At 69.9% G+C, this 17,151-nt stretch carries 8 protein-coding genes and 2 pseudogenes; 2 read left to right on the forward strand and 8 right to left on the reverse strand.

Features of this window, described 5'->3' with window-relative positions; all coding sequences use genetic code 11:
• Window positions 1-232: 232 nt before the first annotated feature.
• The 3 genes from HV681_RS08805 to HV681_RS08815 all read right to left on the reverse strand — a co-directional run bounded on the left by HV681_RS08805 (window position 233) and on the right by HV681_RS08815 (window position 3,954).
• Entirely contained in the window at window positions 233-409 is a 177-nt protein-coding gene (locus tag HV681_RS08805) for a DUF3606 domain-containing protein (RefSeq protein ID WP_175122700.1), read from the reverse strand.
• Between the two features lie 71 nt (window positions 410-480).
• Entirely contained in the window at window positions 481-2,562 is a 2,082-nt protein-coding gene (locus HV681_RS08810; protein ID WP_175122701.1) for a DUF8189 domain-containing protein, read from the reverse strand.
• A gap of 171 nt (window positions 2,563-2,733) precedes the next feature.
• Window positions 2,734-3,954, reverse strand: a complete 1,221-nt coding sequence (locus HV681_RS08815) for an MFS transporter (RefSeq protein WP_175122702.1) — start codon at window positions 3,952-3,954, stop codon at window positions 2,734-2,736.
• Window positions 3,955-4,749: 795 nt separating this feature from the next.
• On the opposite strand from HV681_RS08815, the pseudogene HV681_RS28165 reads away from it, so the two are divergent.
• Window positions 4,750-5,154 (forward strand): annotated as a pseudogene (locus HV681_RS28165) (hypothetical protein); the annotation flags it as partial.
• 225 nt (window positions 5,155-5,379) lie between these two features.
• A pseudogene (locus tag HV681_RS28170) lies at window positions 5,380-5,883 on the forward strand (YadA C-terminal domain-containing protein); the annotation flags it as partial.
• An 11-nt stretch (window positions 5,884-5,894) separates the two neighbouring features.
• Here HV681_RS28170 and HV681_RS08825 read toward each other — a convergent pair.
• The 5 genes from HV681_RS08825 to HV681_RS08845 are packed head-to-tail and all read right to left on the reverse strand — an operon-like array spanning window position 5,895 to window position 17,142.
• Window positions 5,895-9,020 carry a DUF6519 domain-containing protein gene (locus HV681_RS08825; protein WP_175122704.1) on the reverse strand — a complete coding sequence of 1,042 codons (3,126 nt, stop codon included), beginning with the start codon at window positions 9,018-9,020 and terminating at the stop codon, window positions 5,895-5,897.
• Window positions 9,021-9,045: 25 nt separating this feature from the next.
• On the reverse strand, window positions 9,046-11,148 hold the full coding sequence (locus HV681_RS08830) for a phage tail protein (protein WP_175122705.1): 2,103 nt from the start codon (window positions 11,146-11,148) through the stop codon (window positions 9,046-9,048).
• On the reverse strand, window positions 11,145-14,330 hold the full coding sequence (locus HV681_RS08835; RefSeq protein WP_175122706.1) for a putative baseplate assembly protein: 3,186 nt from the start codon (window positions 14,328-14,330) through the stop codon (window positions 11,145-11,147). Before HV681_RS08835 ends, HV681_RS08830 begins: the two co-directional genes overlap by 4 nt.
• Window positions 14,327-16,783: a baseplate J/gp47 family protein gene (locus HV681_RS08840; protein ID WP_175122707.1), complete on the reverse strand. Its 2,457-nt coding sequence runs from the start codon at window positions 16,781-16,783 to the stop codon at window positions 14,327-14,329. Before HV681_RS08840 ends, HV681_RS08835 begins: the two co-directional genes overlap by 4 nt.
• Complete coding sequence (locus HV681_RS08845; RefSeq protein WP_175122708.1) at window positions 16,780-17,142, reverse strand: GPW/gp25 family protein; 363 nt, start codon at window positions 17,140-17,142, stop codon at window positions 16,780-16,782. Before HV681_RS08845 ends, HV681_RS08840 begins: the two co-directional genes overlap by 4 nt.
• Window positions 17,143-17,151: the final 9 nt, after the last annotated feature.

A 17,151-nucleotide genomic window follows, 5' to 3' on the forward strand; every position in this document is an offset into this window, starting at 1 on the left:
AACGCCATGTGCTGACGTTCAAGGATGTCACGGCACAAGGAGCCGACATGATTGCCGAAACGAACGAAATGGAATGCTGTATCGATAGCTGTCTGACCTGCTATCGCACGTGCGTAAAGACCGCAATGACTCATTGCCTGGAGGTGGGGGGCGAGCACGTTGAAATGGCGTCTTCAGCGATCGGGAAGACGGGTACGCAATGACAAGCCCCGCAAACGGGGCCTGCCTCAGATCACTTCCGGAGATGCTCGCGCACGGCCGTGGCGGATGGCCCGACCGCTTTCACGGCGTCGCGCAATTGGGCTTCGCTGACGCCGAGCGCCTGGGTCCAGTAGCGCAGTTCATGCGTTTCGTTGACATTGATTCGGGAACGGTCCTGGGGACCGCGTTTGCTCAGGTCGTCTGACATGTTTCTATCCTCCGGGTTGAGACGCCCCGGAGGTCAGCAAGCGTCATGCCCGCGCCCAGCGGGCTTTTTTGTCATTGCACGCGGGTCGGCGTCGCCACGCGCGAGGTCTGGGCGGGCATGCGCTCGACCGTCAGCGCAGCCGGTTCAGCCGTGGATGGCCGGACCACGACGGCCTTGTTTGCGCTGGCGGCGCCCAGATTGGGCAGGTCGGCCGGCCGCGCGGCCACGGCCGTGAACGGACCGCCGCCGCTGGCCGGAACGCCGTCCAGCGTCAGGTTGGCAGCCCAGACGCCACGTTGGCGCGACAGCACCTGATAGCGCTGCGGTGCGCCGGCGGCGCGTGCAACCAGATACAGCGTGCCGTCGACCAGGCTGATGGCGGGTGGCGATGCGGCTTCGGCGTCCAGCTTGCCGAGCTTGCCGTGTTCAAGCAGCCAGAGCTGTCCGCCCGCGCGCTCCAGTATCGCGAGCACGACGTTGCCGGCGTTGTCGGCGTGGATGGCGGGGCGGCCGATGTAGGGCACGCCCAAGTCGGCCGGCGCGCTCCAGTCCATGTTCAGGTCGGTGGTGTCGCCGGCTTCGACCAGCTTGGTCAGGTGGTTGTTGGCGCGCTGGCGGAAGTAAAGCTCGACGCGGTCTTCGTGGTTGCGGATGGCGGCCAGTCCGCCGGCCGCTTCCGGCGCGGCGACGCGGCGCCAGCCTTGCCATTCCGACCGTTGGCCCTTGGCGGCCGGGAGCTGGCGGGTATAGAAGAGTTCGCCTTTGGCGGCGATCGCAAACACGACGTAACGTCCATCCGAACCGCGCGCCGCGGCCGGTGAGCCCGAGGCGCCTTCCAGCGGCGGCAGCGCCTGCCAGGTGCTCCAGCTGCCATCGATGCCGGACGGCGTGATCCAGTGCAGCACGCCGTCATAACCCAGCGCGACGGCGGCGGCCTCGCCGCGCGGCGCGACGGCGGGGATCTGCGTGACGCGCAGGCCGCCGAGCGCCTGCCACCCCTGCCAGGTGCCGTCATGGCGCTGTTTGTTGGCCCAGACGCCGCCCAGCGGGTCGCGCGCCATCAGGCCGGCCGTGCCGTCGGCGTGGGCAAACGACACCACGGGGCCGGTGGTCCGGCCGCCCAGGCTGTGCCAGCGCTTTTCGCCGGAATCCCAGCTGTTCACGGCGGCGTTGGTCTCGCCCGCGGCAAACACGACGAGTCCGCCGCGTCCGTCGGGGTAAACCTGCGGGGCAACGTCGTGCCGGGATACGTAGTAGGCGCGCTGCACCCACGCGGCTGCAGGCCCGGCGGGTTCCTGGCAGCCCTTGGGGCCGGCGCAATAGTGGTAGTCGTTCCAGGCGTAGTGCTGGAAGATCACCGACTTGCTGGCGATTTCCGACTCGGCCAGATTGGTGGCGCGTTCCTGGCTGGGGTAATCGATATAGCCGGTCTCGGCATAGTTGCCGGGCGCCCGCAGCATGGCTTCGCGCGCCAGCCGGGCGCTGGCGATGTGGTCGGGGTGGCCGTGGCCCGCGCAGCGCCAGCACAGCTGGGTGTACGGCACGCTGATCGTGTCGTCCAGGTGCCGTACGGTGGTGGGGCCGTACTGGCGGATCATTTCGGCCAGCGTGTCCACAAGCTGCTCGCGCGTGTAGACCTCGGCGTGCGGGCCCAGCGTGTCCACGCTTTGGTTGGGTTCGGACTCCGTGCGGCTCAGCGGCGTCAGGCTGCCCCAGCCTTTGCCCAGCCAGGGATCCTTCAGGCGCATGTGCCACAGCTGCACGCGCGGGTTGCCGGTCAGCGTGAAGCGCGCAATCTGGCGGCCCGCGACGATGCCGGTGTCTTCCTTCCATGCGTCGGGCTGATGCGCCATGTAGGCGTAAGCGGCGCGCACGCCCCGCTCGCGACCCAGCATGTAACCTTCGCCTTCGCCAGCGTCGCTGGCGGTCAGGTAGACCAGGCGCACGCAGCCGCCGGCCTCGATGTTCGAGGCGACGTCCGGATTCATGAAGAGCAGGTCATCATCCAGATGGGCAACGAAGGCCAGATCCTTGATGCCGTGGCATTCGGCCAGCGTCGGTGGCGCGGCCAAGGCGTGGGTGGAGAAGAGGGCCGCGGCCAGGCAGCAAAGCGCCTGGCACAGCGGGCGCAGCAGGGCAGTAAAAACGGGCATAAAAAAAGCGCTGCATGTTGGAGGTGCAGCGCGTCTTGTGGGTGGTAAAGAGTGCGGAAAGTATAGCTGCGGCGCGGCTGCGGGCTGCAATAGGCGCTTGCCCGGTGTGGCGTGGGGCCGACGTTTTGCAATGCGATAAATGGGGACGTCCGAATGGCGTCCCCCATTCATTCAACGCGCCGATTCGGTGCTGACCACCAGCTTGTCCGCCCGCGCCGAGCGCGTCCGGCGTTCCAGCATCACCGCCCACAGCCACAACGGCATGCTGGCGATGGCGAGCAGGCTGCCGACCCAGCCGGTCGACGTCCATCCGAACCCGGCGGCAATCGCGAGTCCGCCCAGGAACGGCCCGAGCGCGTTGGCGGTGTTGAACGCGGAATGGTTGAGTGCCGCGGCCAGCCCCTGCGCGTCGCCCGACACGTCCATCAGGCGCGTCTGCAACACGGTGCCCAGCGCGCCGCCCACGCCCACGAGAAACACGTTCAGCGTGATCAGCCACACGTTGTGCGCCATGAACGGAAACAGGGCCAGCACCACGGCAGACCACAGCAGCAACAGGCCGGCCGTGCGCATGACGGCGCGATCGGCAAACACGGGCACGACCATGTTGCCCACCGTCAGGCCGACGCCGAAGGCGCTCAGCACCAGCGGCACCGTGGCGGGAGAGACCTGCGTGACGGCGGTCAGCGTGTCCGCCAGGTAGGTGTAAATGGAGAACAGCCCGCCGAACCCGACCGCGCCGATGGCCAGTGTGATCCACACCTGGCCGCGGCCCAGCGCGCTCAGTTCGCGCAGCGGGCTGGCGTGCGGATCGGCGGCCGTGTCCGGGGCATAGGCGCGCACGCTCAGCATGGTCAGCACCGCCAGCAGCGACACCAGGCCGAAGCTCCAGCGCCAGCCGATGACCTGACCCAGCCAGTTGGCCAGCGGCACGCCGACGATGGTGGCGACGGTCAGGCCCAGGAACACGCGGCCCACGGCCACGGTCCGCCGGTTGGCGGGCACCATGGAACTGGCCACCAGCGAGGCGATGCCGAAGTAGGCGCCATGCGGCAAGCCGCTCAGGAAGCGGAAGAACAGCATCCAGTGGTAGTTGGGGGCGATGGCGCTCAGACCATTGCCGATGGCGAACAGGCCCATCAGTGCGATCAGCAGCCGGCGGCGCGGCATGCGGGCGCCCAGCACAGCAAGGATGGGCGCGCCCACCACCACACCCAGCGCGTACGCGCTGATCACATGGCCGGCGGTGGGGGCGTCAATGCCCAGCGACTGCGAGAAGTAGGGAAGCAGGCTCATCGTCGCGAATTCGGTGGTGCCGATCGCGAAGCTGCCGATGGCTAGCGCCAGCAGCACCAGGGCGGGCCGGTGCTGCGCGGAAATGGGATGGGACATGAAGACTGGAAGGAGAGGATTGCGGAATGCTGCGATGCAACAGGGGCATTGTAGAGGGCCGAACCTGTCATTTGCATGTCGGGTTGTCTTGCCGTCGTCACTGGATGTGAGCCGCGGCAGGGCGCAACGTGCCGTGGCGCCCGCGCGATGACCTTCGCGCTTCTTGATATTTGTTCGTTTGCAGGCCCCAACAATAAAAAAGCTTCGATGGTTACGTGGTCGGACGGTCGGTAGTTTGAGAGAGAAAACCTCTCCCTCAATCAATCAGGTGAATTGCTTGAACGGACCTTTTTCGACAACGAACGCGCATCGGCGCGAGGTGGACACGCTATGGACCTCATCATTTCAACCGTTCGCAACGTAAAGGCAACCGTCTGCAAGGCAGAAAGAAACGCAAGCAACGCAACCTTGAATAGATGCACGGCAACGGCACCTGCCGAGTCCGCAGTTGGCCGAATTCTCCGCAAGCCGCGAAAGGAGCGCCTGGCCGCATCCGCCGCGGCTTTTCTACTAGGCGGCGTGGGCAATCTCGGTCTGGTCTCGGTTGCCCACGCGCTAGGCGGAGAGCTACAGCTGTGCAACGTAACCACTTCGACGGGGTATGAATACGACTTCAACGCCGGACCCGCGACGTGGGTATCCTGTGCCTCCCAGGAGGCATTCTCGCTGAACAACGACCAGAGCAATAACGGGGGGACGGGACTTGCCGGTTCGACGGCCCGAATCACTGGCTACGGCGATGGCACGCTGGAACTGAAGGGCGAAAACGGCATCTCGATGCTGAACGGCGTCAACATGAACGGCAACCGGATCACCCAGGTCGGCGTGGGTGTACTGTCGTCCACCAGTCAGGAGGCGGTGAATGGATCGCAGCTTTACGCCACCAACCAGCAAGTGCAGTCCAACAGCGCGGCCATCACAACCTTGGGCGGGTCGGTGGCGCAGAACACGGCAACCCTGAACACGCTGACCACCAACCTCAACAACGGCGCCGTCGGCCTGGTCCGGCAGGATGCGGTCACGGGCGCCATTACCGTGGCTGCCTCCTCGGGCGGCAATGTCATCGACATGACGGGCACTGACGGCACGCGCACCGTCACCGGCGTCGCCAACGGCGTCATCTCGGCAACCAGTACGGACGCCGTCAATGGCAGCCAGCTCTACGCCCTTACGCAACAGGTCGGCCAACTGAATGCCGCCAATGCGTACGTCAGCGTCGACGGCGCGGGCGATGGCAGCGACAACGCGGCAGCGGGCGCAGGCACGATGGGCGCGGCGGTCGGGGCCAACGCGACGGTCACCGCGTCCAACGGCGTGGCCGTCGGCGCCAATGCATCGGCGGCAGCGGCCAACAGTGTGGCGCTGGGCGCGGGTTCGGTGGCCGACCGCGCCAACACCGTGTCTGTCGGCGCGCAAGGCGCCGAACGCCAGGTCACCAATGTGGCGGCCGGCACGCAAAGCACCGATGCCGTGAATGTGGGTCAACTGAACCCCGTGGTGGCCGGCCTGGGCGGCGGTGCGCACATCGACACGGCCACGGGCGCCGTCACCGGCCCGGCGTATCAGCTTAATGGCCAGACGTACTACAACGTCGGCGACGCGCTCGGTTCGCTGGACACCACCGTGCAACGCAACCGCGAAGGCCTGGCCCGTCTGGACAACCGCATCGACCAGACCAACCGCGCCATCGACGACGTTGCGCGCAACGCCTATTCGGGCATCGCGGCCACCACGGCGCTGACCATGGTGCCGGAAGTCGATCCGGGCAAGCGGTTTGCGCTGGGCGTCGGTGCGGCCACGTATCGCGGCTACCAGGCCGTTGCAGTGGGCGCGTCGGCGCGTGTGAACGACCGCGTCAAGCTCAAGGCCGGCGTGGGCATGGCCTCCGGCGGGCCCACGGCCGGGATCGGCGCGTCGATGCAGTGGTGATGGCCGCGGGATCACACCGTCACGACATTCAACCCGCCGTTCGCCAGCACTTCCGGATTCGCGCCTGACACAAACAACCGGAAATCGTTGTGCGCGAAGTTGCCGATCACCTTGGCCTGCGTGGCGATGAGGGCGCCCGCGTCGCCGTTGGTCAAGAGGTTGTTGCCGGTGACGGCGGCGTCGAATGCCGGGAAGTGGCTGTAGGCCTCCAGCGCGTTGTCGGCGGCGCGCAGGCAGCGCCACGCGGCGAACTCGCCGCCCGTCTGGATGATGGTCAGCATGGCGCGCGCCGCTTCGGCGCCGAGCCGCAGGCTGGAAAGGTGGTTGCTTTGCAGCGTCAGCGTTCCGTCGCCTTCCGGCACCATCTTGCCCGTGCGGATGCCGCCGCCCAACAGCTTCAACTGATCCGTCGTCAGTTCCGGAAAATCTCCTGATTCCGCAAAGAGCGCGATGCCGCCGCGCAGTCGGTTGTCGCGCACAGTGGTGTCGGCGTCGTTGTCCAGCAGCGCCAGCGCGCAGGACATCGGATCGGCCAGCAGCGCGGCGGCAAGCGCGGCGATGGCGGGGCGCAAGCGCTTGGCCGCTGGCGTTTCGCGGCCCAGCTGTGTGGCCAGCGTCGTCAGGGCCGACTGGATGCGCGGCGTCATCGTCAACGCGTTGCCGGCGGCGCCGGCGCGCAGCAGCGCGGCGATCTCGGTGGTCATCGCCTTGCGCGCGTCCAGGGGCTGGCGCGATAGTGCCGAGGCGGCGCGATCGTTGTCATCGTCCAGCACTGCATCGGAGGAAAGCGCGCGCTTTAACGCGGCCAGCGTCGGGGCGCGCGTGAAGAGCTGGTCGAGGCGTTCGGCGTTGCCGCGGCCGGCGGCATAAAGACGGCAGGTCTCGATGTGCACGCGCCGGCTGCCGTCGACCCGCACCAGGCTGTTGCCGGGCCCGGTCGGCCCCGCGCAGTCGACGCGCGACAGCCGCAGGTCGGCGCATTGGTTGAAAGCGATCGCCGCCGGCTGGCCGCGCCGCGTGATCACCAGGTCGGCGATGGACACGCTGGCAAAGCCGTCCAGGCTGAACATGCGTTCATCCAGCATCAGCCGGCTGGCCGGGCCGCACCCATGGAGCATCAGGCGCACGCGCGGCCCCTTGAGGATGAGGTCATCGTCCAGCTTGTGTTCGCCGGGCGTCAGGCACAGGCAGATGTCCATGCGGTCCTGTCCGATGAGCGTGCGCAGCGCGTTGTCCAGCGTCGGGAAATCGCCCGCCGGGCCAACGGTAAGGCAGCAGCCGCCGCCGTGCGTGCGCCGGCACAGCGCATCCAGGGCTTCTTGCACCGAATAGGCTTGTTCCGCGAGCAGGTCCGCGCAGTTGCGCGGGTCATAGGCCACCTCGGACGCCAGCGCCAGGGTTGCCGTGTAGCGCAGCGGCAGGTAGCGATCAGGCGCGGGCTGGCCCGCGCGCAGCAGTTGCGCCGTGGCGCGTTGCACGGGGCGGGCGGCATCGCAGGCAAGGGACCAGGCGATGGACGCCACGCCGTCGGCGCCGGTCGCCACGTCCTGCGTGGCCGTGCCATTGGGCAGGCGGCCGGCGTCCACCGTAAAGCGCACGACGGCGCCCGCCACCGGCAGGCTGCCGTTGGCCACACCCGCGCGCAACTCGGAAGGCAGCGGCACGACATCCGGCGTCATGGCGGGATTGGGCTTGACGCTCTGCCCGTCGCCGCCCGCGTAGTAAAGCTGAGTCAGTTCCGTCAACGCGGGAAAGAGCGGGCGGCAGTCGCTGATGGCGGTCCACGCGCCGCCCTGCCAGCGCAGCAAGGCCAGCCGCGCAAACGCCCGCAGGATCCCGGCGGGCGCGTTGAAGGCGGGCTTGCCGTCGGGCATCTGCGGCCATTCGATGGAGGCGGTGGCGGTGCGCGCGGGAATCAGCCAATAGTCGCCCACGCGCAGGCGGCCTGGGGAAAACTTGATTTCGACGCCGTCCTGCTCCAGCTCCACCCAGCCGGCGTTGGCGCTGTTGATGGGCGCGGGCGTGATTTCCGCGACGCCGTCCCAACGGCGCACGCGCGGATTGGACGGAAAGCGCGCCGCATCCAGCGCGTGGCCGATCAGGCTGGCCGGATCGATGGTGACCGTGTTGCCGTCGGTGCGCACCACCTGCGCCAGCGGGCCCGGCTGTCCCAGCAGTTCGTGCGTGTCATCCAGAAATTCGACCCAGCAGCCCGCGGTGATGGCCAGCACGTCGTCGCGGCCGATGCTGGCAACTTCAAATTCGTTGGCCACGGGGTCGTCCAGCCAGCGCACCACACGCGACAGGATGCTGCCGTTTTCGCGCGACCACTTGTAGCGCGCCTTGCCCGCGCCCGCGCCGTCCTGGTGGATCTCGATGCGGTAGAGATGGTTTTCCAGCAGACGGTAGCCGGCGTCGGGCGGCAACTGGCACGGCGTCTTGGGCGGCACGCTGGCTTCGGCGCGCGCGGCCATGCGCGCATCGGGCGGGGCGATCAGCGCATCCCACGCCGGCAGCGCCGACAGGCAGGTGAGGGCGGCGTCGGGCGCGCCGACCTGCATCAGCTTGACCTGCCACACCGTCTTTTCGCGGGTGGCGGTGTCGGGGCCGCCCAGCGCGACCTCGCGCATGCTGGTGTCGCCGGCAGGCAGGTCGAGCGTGCACAGGTGGCGCTGCCACGCTTCCAGGTAGGCCAGGTACATGCCCTCGGGCGGCGGCGCGGCTTGCCCGCTCGATCCGAAGACAACCACGCCATCGATGTCGGCCGGCGTGAGGGCGGGCGGCGGCAGCGGCAGGACGGACGCGCCAGCCGGCAACACGGGCGATGCGGTCGGCGGCATGTCGGGCTGTTTGGCCACGGTGGCGGGCTGCGGGTTTTCGCACAACAGGCCGTCCAGATACAGGCGGCCTGCCGACAGCGACAGGTCTTTGCCGGCAGGCGCCAACGCAAAGCCCGGCGCGGCCAGCGGCACGCCCACCCGGCCGACCGTGTCTGCCGTCTCGGTTTCGATGCGGCGGTTCAGGATGTCCTGCTGCTCGTTCCAGTCCGAATCCATCTGCACGCGGCCCTGCTGCATGCGGACAGCCCGGTAGCGCCGGGCGGGGTCGAATGTGAGGCGGCTGAGATCGGCTTTCATGGTGTTGTTCCCGAAGACAGGGGGCTCAGTTCACGGGGATCAATCCCGCTTCGAGTCCGAAGCGCAGATACTCGTCCAGCGCCTGCCGCAGGTTGGCTTCGCGCTGGGCTTGCAGCAGGAAATTCCAGGCGCCCATTTCGGCGCCGTTGTCCGCGCCTTCGCGGATCTCGAGCGCGCAGCCGCGCGCCAGTTGGCCGTAGGACGGCGATCCGAACTGCGTGGAGGTAAACGAGGGGGCCACGCGCGCCGCCGCGCGCTTGGCGGCTGCGGCGCCCAGGTCCTGCATGGCCAGGTCCGGCTGGCAGCGGTAGCGTCGGGGCGTGACGGACGGCATGGGCACGTGGCAATAGCGCACGCAGCCTTCCTGGCGGCGGTTGATGGCGAGCGGGCCGCCGAACAGCGTGTTGGACGCGTCGAGCCGCCCGGCCGCCACGCGCCCGAACAACGTGCTGGCCACGACGCGCAGGGCGCTGTCGTCCACGTCGACCGCGGCAGCCGCGCTGCCTTGCGCATCGATCAGGCACGCGTCGATCTCGACGGCGGCAAGCGGTGTCGCGCAGCGCACCGGCCCGCTGATGCAGCGCGTAAGGCTCAATTCAAGTTCCGGCGCTGCGCCGCTGTGGCGCACGCCGCCGCGCGCGGGCGCCAGCGTGCAGTGGCGCAGCGCCACGGCACGCAACGTGCCTTCCAGCCGCAGGCGGCCATCCACCAGCAGCCCGTCGAGCCGCACGCGCGTGCTGGCGTTGCCGCGCAGCCGCCAGTCGCCCCGCAGCACGGGCCGGCGCAGCGGGGCCGCCTCGATCAACAGATGCGTGTCGGGCAGCACCAGATCGGGGGCGATGGCTTCGGTGCCGTCGTGGTCCAGAACGATGCGCACTCGCTGGCCCGCCTGCACCGCGGCCAGTGCGGCCGCCAGCGTGGGCGTTGCCGCCGAGGGAACGCGCAGTTCGATGTCGAAGGCGTCTTCGGATGATGCGTCTGCGTCATCGCCAGCCGGGACGCTGCGGTCGTAGGGGCCCGCGCCGATGTCGCCGGGAAAGCCATACGCGTAGCGCACCTGTACCGATTGCGCCGTGACCCCGGGCGGTAGCGCGAGGCGTCCACGGCGCGGGTCCAGGCCCACCAGCACGCCGCCCGCAGCGGGAAAGCTGCGGTCCGGCCGTCCGGGCTTGCGCGCCTTGACCAGAAGGGACGCGTCGGGCCGGCGCCAGTCCTCGGGTGCGACGCCAGGAATGGGCGCCAGATTGCAGATGACCAGATGCTCGGGCGGCACGGCCTGTCCGTCCAGCCACACCTGCACGACCGGGCCGCCGCCGCTCTCGGCAAACCCCCCTTGCGGCGGCGCGTCGCCGTCGGTCAGCGCCTGGCGGCGCGCTTGCAGTTCGGCGTGCAGATCGCGCCAGGACAGCGGTTCGGGCACGTTGACCGGCTCGGCCAGGTGGTCGATGTCGGTCTCCGTGCGTGGCCGGTTGAACAGCGGCTGGTCGCGGCCTAGCGGATCGATGGTGTAGAAGCCATCGCGCGTCGTGGCGGGGGCGGCGTCGCCGCGCTGGACGGTGTAAGACTGCAGCCGCCACAGGAACAGCGCGACGTTGGGCAGGTTGTAGCGCCCGGCTGGCAGTGCGCGCACATCGGCCGTGTGCAGCTCGGCGCCAAAAGGACCGTCAACGCGTTCCATTGCGCGGGAATCGCGCAGATCCGGTGTGCGCAGCGCGTGCGGGCGCGGATGGTTGACGTGCTGGGTGGTGGCGACGCGTTCAAAGCACTCGGACACGCGGCTGCGCCAGCCCGTGGCGTCGGCGGCCAGTTCTTCCAGCACCAGTGCGGTGCCCTTGCGCCGGCGCAGCCGCAGCGTGTTGGCGACCAGCGCGCGGGGTGAGAACGCGGCGCCGACAGGGTATAGCGCGCGCACGCCCAGCAGATCGCCCAGGTACGGCACCACCCAGTCGTCGCAGGTCTCGATGAACCAGTTGTCGTAGAGCCGGTCCACGTCGGCGTCCACCAGCGCGCCCTGGCGCGCCAGCACGTCCAGCAGCGCGCGCAGCGGGCCGCCGGCCGCGGCGTCGCGTTCACGGTAGAAGGCCGGCAGCAGGGCCATCAGCGCATCGGCATCCAGGCGGGTGTTCATGTGCGCTCCGTGAGCAAGATGTTTGCCGGGTCAGGGCGCAGCAGTTCGGCCGGTTGCAGGCTGCCTTGCTGCCACCGCGCGGTGCGCGCCGGCAGCGTGGCGCCGGGCCCGTTGCTGCGCCGCGTGGTGACGGGGGACAACCCCGCGCTCAGTCCCGCACCCGGTCCAGAGCCCAGCCCCGGGTTCAGTCCAGTATTCAGCCCCCCCTCCAGCACCAGCGAATCCAGATCCACCCACTGCACGCCCGGCACGCCTTGCAGCACGGTCAAGACTTCCGCGCCGTGCACCGGCTGACCGAATGCGCGCGCGGCAAAGCCAAAGGCCTCCAGCACGCGGGCGCGGGCCGCCTGCAATACCTTGGGCGTCTCGTAGCGGGGATCGATGCCCAGACCGGCCCGCAGGCCGAAACCCAGATAGCGGCACGGCGCTACCCGCAGCGGCTGGTAGGGCGGCCGCGCCCCATCGATGGCCGAGAGCAGATTGCGATACAGCGCGCCGGCAGGATCCAGCGCGGCGCCATCCTCGCCGGCGACGGTCAGATGCACGAGCCGTTGTTCCCCGTCCCACAGCCACACCGCCTGCGACTTGCCGATGCCGGTGAACGCGGCAGAAAAATCCTCGAAGTCGCGGAGCGAGACGATGCGGTCCAGCGTGCGCACGCGCAGCGGCGCATTGCGGCGGGCGGCGTCGCCGGCTTCGGGATCCACGCCGCCGGTGGCGGCTGCCGGATTGACGACCGCCTTGACGCCGGGCGCGCGCGTAAGCAGCACGTTCAGTTGACCGCGCGCGACATTGCCTTCGCGGCCCAGGCCGACGCGATAGCGCGCCTCTACATTGCCCGACCCCGACGGCAGCCGCGCGCCGTGCAGGCCGTCGCCGAACTGCACCGTGGCGCCGCCGCTGTCGTCCAGCCGCAGCAGATAGGCGCGACCGTCCGGCGCCAGCTCCGTGATGCGTGGCGCTTCGGTCCACAGCAGGCCATCCACGCGAACTTCCAAGCTGCTCGCTGCGCCGCTCGCCGTGGGCGCGGGCACGAAGGTCAGCGGCTTTTGCTGCAGCGTGAAAAGCTGGAACGCCCGGTTGCCGGCGCCGCTGCCGAGCACCTCGGGCTGGATGCGCATCTGCCGGCTGTCGCCGTGGCTGGCCGGCGCGACGTTGGCGTTGATGCGCACCGTGGCGGGCAGATAGGCGTGCGCCAGATCGGCGTCCAAGTGCAGCGACGTGCGGCCGCCAGCGCTGTCGTTGCGCTGGATGCGGACGATGTCGCTGGCTTCAGCCAGCGTGACCGTGGCGCGCGCGCCGTCCTCGAATTCCAGATCCGCGCTGGCGCGGTCGCGCGCCACGCGCACGTTGGCCAGCGCGTCGCCGCGCAACAGCCGGTCGCGTGGCGCGATGTTCGCGGCGTCGGCCTCGTCCAGGATCAGCCCCGACACCGCCAGCACGCGGTCTTGGGGCAGGTCGGGTTCGTACGACGCCAGCACCAGCGCGTGGCCCTGCGTGAGGCCGGACGCGGGGCGCACGCCCCAGTCCAGCGCATCGGATTCGCCATACGCGGTGGTCTCGCGCACGGCGTCGTTGAACTGTTCGCGCAGGCGTTCGCCCCGCAAGGTCAGCCGGGTGGTCGGCCCGGCCAGCGCAAAGCCGGTGCGCGCGTCGGGGCCGGCGTCGGCAACGCGGTAGAGCTCTTCATACCCTGGCATGGACAGCACGGCCCAGCCGCCGGCCACCCATTTCGGATAGACGGCGTCCAGGTGCACGCCGTGCACGTCGGCGGGGAACAGGCTGGCGGCGGGTATCGTCTGGCGCGCCAGGCCCGGTCCGGCCCACGCGAGCGCAAGGGTGGCGTCGCCGCTGGCCTCGTAGTAGTCGATGCGGATGTCGTGCTTGCGGCCTGCCGTGAGCCTGGCGCTGGCGCTGTACTCGGTAGGCGATTGCTCGCGCCACTGGTCGATGAGCAGGTTGCCGTCCACCCACAGCCGCACGCCGTCGTCGGCCGTGACGTGGAAGGTGTAGCTGCCGCTGCCCGGCGCGCGCACCCAGCCGGTCCAGCGCACGCAGAAGTTGTCCGCGGGCATGCCGTCGCCGGGGCCGCCCGCCGCCCACCGGAAATCCAGTTGCGGATCGGTGCGCGTCATCACCCGCTCGCTGAAGGTGCGGCCGCGGTAATACTCGCCGTACAGGCCGGACCCCGCGCCGCTGGCGCCCGGCGGATCGGAGATGTCGGCCAGCGTATAGCCCGGCCATTGGGGGAACTGGCTGAAGGACGGCTTGGCGTCGTCGGCCATGCCCAGATAGGCCGCGCGCAGTGTGGCGGGCATGGCGCGCCAGTCGGGCGCGTTGTAGCCGAACAGCCGCGCCTGCGCGCGCAGCGCGTAGCAGCGCGGATTGCGGCGGGCGGGCTGCACGTGCGGGGCCGCGCTGCCCAGGCCGCGTTCCAGCGAGATCAGCGTGTAGGCGGGCGCGCCGTCTTCGCCGGGGCCCGGCACATACTCGCGAACCTGTGTCAGACGGCGGAAATCCCAATTTTCGTTGCCTGGGTCGCGCACACGTTCGTCGCCGACGATCAGCACGGCGTCGCCGGCTTTGAGGCGCGTGGCCGCCCCGGCCAGGCACAGCGTGCGCGCGCCAAAGCGCGGCGGCGCCGGTTCCAGCCACGCCAGTTCCAGCGCGTTCCAGGCGGCGCGGGCCTCGACCGCCTGCAAGGTTTCAAACGTCTGCGCGCGTTCATCCTGCGCAGGCACGCTTTGCGCGCGCGTCCACGGCTCGATGCGCGCGCGCAGTGGCGCGCCGGGCGCGGTTTCCATCGTGAACGCCAGCCACGTCGTTGCCGCCACACCGGGCCGCAGTTCGTAGCCGATGGCCCGTGCCAGCGATTGCACGGACCGGCGCTCGGTCGCCGTCCGCAGATAGCCCTCGTTGCCGATGCGTTCCTGATAGAACGCCAGCACGTCCAGCACCGCAGCCCACGCGTCGAACAGGGCGATGACCGGGTCGTCACGGTCGCGTGTGGTCAGCGCGGCCAGCGCCGGCGATCGCGCCAGGTTGGCTGTCAGGCTGGCCAGAAACCGGCCATGCGTGCCGATGCGCAAGCGCAAGGCGGGCTGGCCCGGCGGGTTGTCCAGGTCTGATGGCGTCAGCGCAGGCTGGCCGGCGCAGCAGCCGCAATCGGCGGGGGTTGTCATGATCCGCCCTCCACGATGAAGTCGATGCGGCCGTTCTCGGGAAAGTTCGGGTCGCCGTCGGCGCGCAGCACTTCCAGCGGCGCAATCAGCAGGCGGCCGGTGTCCAGTTCGCCCGCGGGGTCGCGGCCCCAGCGCTGGAAGCGTTCTGCCCGCGCAGATGCCACGCCCGGCACCGCCATGACGGCGCGCATCAGTGCCGACAGCGCCAGCGGCGTGCCGAAGGTGTAGCGGTCGGGATGAAAGAAGCCCGGCCGGCCCGCGCGGTCCAGGCCCGCGGTGAAGGCATCGCGCAGCGCCGCTTTGACGTCCGCGGCAAAGTGGCCCGGCGCGGCGCAGACGCGCACCAGGATGTCGAGCGGCACGTGTACGGGATCGGAGAAGTCCAGGTCCTGTCCGGCCAGCCGGAAGCGCTCCATGAAGGCGCGCAGCGTGGCGCGAAAGGGCGCGTCCACCTCCCGCCCGCCGCGCCGGTCGACGGTCAGAAAGACCGTGTGCCAACTGCCCGTCCAGCGCAGCCGGGCCGCCGCGCGCTGCACCTGCGGATGGCGTTCGGCCAGGCGCGCGTAGTCGTCGGCCGTGACCGCGCGTTCCTGCACGCGGAAAGCCTCGGGTGCGTTGAGCTTGATGGCGTCGGCCGGTTCCGGCGCCGCGCCGCCCTGCGCGGGCAGCGGATTGCGCACGCGCGCCACGCCCACCATCAGGTCCGCATCGTCGGTGACAAGCGCGCCGATGGCCTCGGCGCCCACGTTGCCCTCCGCTCCGCCGCCCAGCCGGTAGCGCGCCAGCAGGCGTTCGCCGGCCACGGGAGCGGCGCCGTAGCGGTTGTCGCCAAAGCGCAGCCAGGCTGCGCCATCGGTTTCCGTTTCGACCACGAACTCGCGCGCGTCACGGGCGCTGGCCAGCAGGCTGCGCTGGGGCGACCACGCCGGGCTGGCGGGGGCGGGCACGTCGCCGGGCTGATCGGCGTCGTCCGCCTGCAGCGACATGCCGCTGGGCAGGGCGCGGCGCGGGTCCTGCGCCAGCGCCGCACCGGCGGGCAGCAGGGCGGCCACGGCGAGGTCATGCCGGTAGGGTTCGGCGCAGGCCAGGCCCGCGTCCGGCAGGCGGGGGCGGTAGGGCCGCGACGCGGGCGCGTCGCGCGCGGTGGCCGTGTCCGGCAGTAGCGGCGTCCAGTCGCGCTGCATGCCGTGGTCGGCCAGGACGACGTTGCCGCGCGCCACGGAAACGGCCCGCTTGACCAGCGCACCGCCGTCGTCGAACTCGCGGCTGACGCACAGCGGAAACGGCAGCGCGTCGTCCGGATGCCAGGCGATCAGCAGCAGGTCGGTGCCGGTCAGGTCGTCGCGGCCGGCGCGGGTTTCAGTCAGGCGCACGGCCACGCGATGCGTGCGGTCGGCGTCGGCCTTGCGGCCCGTCAACGGGTCGATGGTTTCCTCAAACACCAGCACGTCGCCGGCGCCAAGCGTCAGCGGTGGATCGTTGACCAGCGCCGCCTGCGTCTGGCCGCGTGGCAGGCAGTAGGCGGGATCGGCGAAGTCATGCAGCAGGATGCGGCTGTGCGCGGCGTGCAGCGTCAGGTCGTGCAGGGTCTCGAACACTTCAATGCCGGCCGCGGGCAGCCCGTCTAGCACGTCACGGCGGCGCACGGGCTCGGCAAGCGCGGCTTCGGGCGTGCTAGTCAACAGCGGCGTGCCGGCCGGGATGACCTTACCGTCGCCCTGCGTGTTCGCTTCAAGAGCGACGAACACGCGAGCGTTGCAGCCGTCGTGCAGGGGATAGTCCAGGAGGCGCGCGTGGCGGCGCAATGAGGTCCGGCGGCGCGCGGTGTCCAGATAGGCCTCGGTGGCGGCGGCGTCCTGCGCGTAGGAAAGATGGTCGGCCACGTAGGCCAGCGTTTCCACGAGCGCCACGGTGAAATCGGCGGGATTGCGCTCGGTGAAGTCGGGCATGCTCTGCGACAGGCGGTCCAGCATCAAACGCCGGAAGCTCTCGTAATCCTTGGCCAGGTAGTCCAGCAGCGGCTCGGGCGGCGCCGGCGCATCGCACGCGTGCGTGTCGGCGCAGTCGAACTCCGACGGGCAGCCCGCCTTGAAGTTGATCTCGATGGTAGACAGGCACAGGTCAAAGCCCGGCGCGGGCGCGTCGGGGTCGGCCGGGTTGACGAGCGCGAGCGTGTACCACGAGAAGTCGCCTGCCTTGTCCACGGTCAGCCGGATCTCGTTGCCGGACAGCACCGGGTCCGCGGCCAGCGCGATGCCGCGAATGCGCGCGCCGCCTTCGATGCGCACGTGGGCGCGGCCGATGCCGGACACCGGATGCGCGCAGACCACACGCACCGTGCGCTGATCGGCCGCGTCAATTTCCACGAAGGCGATGCCGTTGTCGCCGGGCGGCTGCTGGGCGCGCAGCAGTTGCAGCCGGCGCGGGTTGGCGCTGCGGAACTGGCGGTTCATGGCACGTCGCGCGTAAAGCGCGCCAGACGCCGTTGCTGGCCTTGGCGCAGCACGTACTGCACGTCGACCTGCAATGTTGCGTCGCGGTGCGCGACGTTGACGGATTCCACCGCGATGCGCTCGCCCAGCCATTGCTGCAATGCGCCTTGCACGCTCATCTGCACGGCGGCGGCCAGCGTGTCGCTGTTGGGCGCAAACACCAGTTGCAGCAGTCCGCAGCCGAAGTCCGGCCGGTTCACGCGCTCGCCCGGTACGGTGAACAGCACTTGCTCGATCATGTCGCGCACATGAGTGGCGTCGTCGGCATTACGGCTGCGGCCGCGCGCGTCGGGTTCGAATGGAAAGCGCAGGAGGGCCATGGCGATGCG

The organism is Achromobacter animicus (assembly GCF_902859585.1).
In the GTDB taxonomy this organism is placed as follows: Bacteria; Pseudomonadota; Gammaproteobacteria; order Burkholderiales; family Burkholderiaceae_B; genus Achromobacter; species Achromobacter animicus.

Bases quoted from the DNA above. Each gene is read 5' to 3' on its own strand.
- HV681_RS08840 (WP_175122707.1), bottom strand. From the start codon at position 16,783: ATGAACCGCCAGTTCCGCAGCGCCAACCCGCGCCGGCTGCAACTGCTG.
- HV681_RS08845 (WP_175122708.1), bottom strand. From the start codon at position 17,142: ATGGCCCTCCTGCGCTTTCCATTCGAACCCGACGCGCGCGGCCGCAGC.
- HV681_RS08815 (WP_175122702.1), bottom strand. From the start codon at position 3,954: ATGTCCCATCCCATTTCCGCGCAGCACCGGCCCGCCCTGGTGCTGCTG.
- HV681_RS08830 (WP_175122705.1), bottom strand. From the start codon at position 11,148: ATGAACACCCGCCTGGATGCCGATGCGCTGATGGCCCTGCTGCCGGCC.
- HV681_RS08825 (WP_175122704.1), bottom strand. From the start codon at position 9,020: ATGAAAGCCGATCTCAGCCGCCTCACATTCGACCCCGCCCGGCGCTAC.
- HV681_RS08835 (WP_175122706.1), bottom strand. From the start codon at position 14,330: ATGACAACCCCCGCCGATTGCGGCTGCTGCGCCGGCCAGCCTGCGCTG.
- HV681_RS08805 (WP_175122700.1), bottom strand. From the start codon at position 409: ATGTCAGACGACCTGAGCAAACGCGGTCCCCAGGACCGTTCCCGAATC.
- HV681_RS08810 (WP_175122701.1), bottom strand. From the start codon at position 2,562: ATGCCCGTTTTTACTGCCCTGCTGCGCCCGCTGTGCCAGGCGCTTTGC.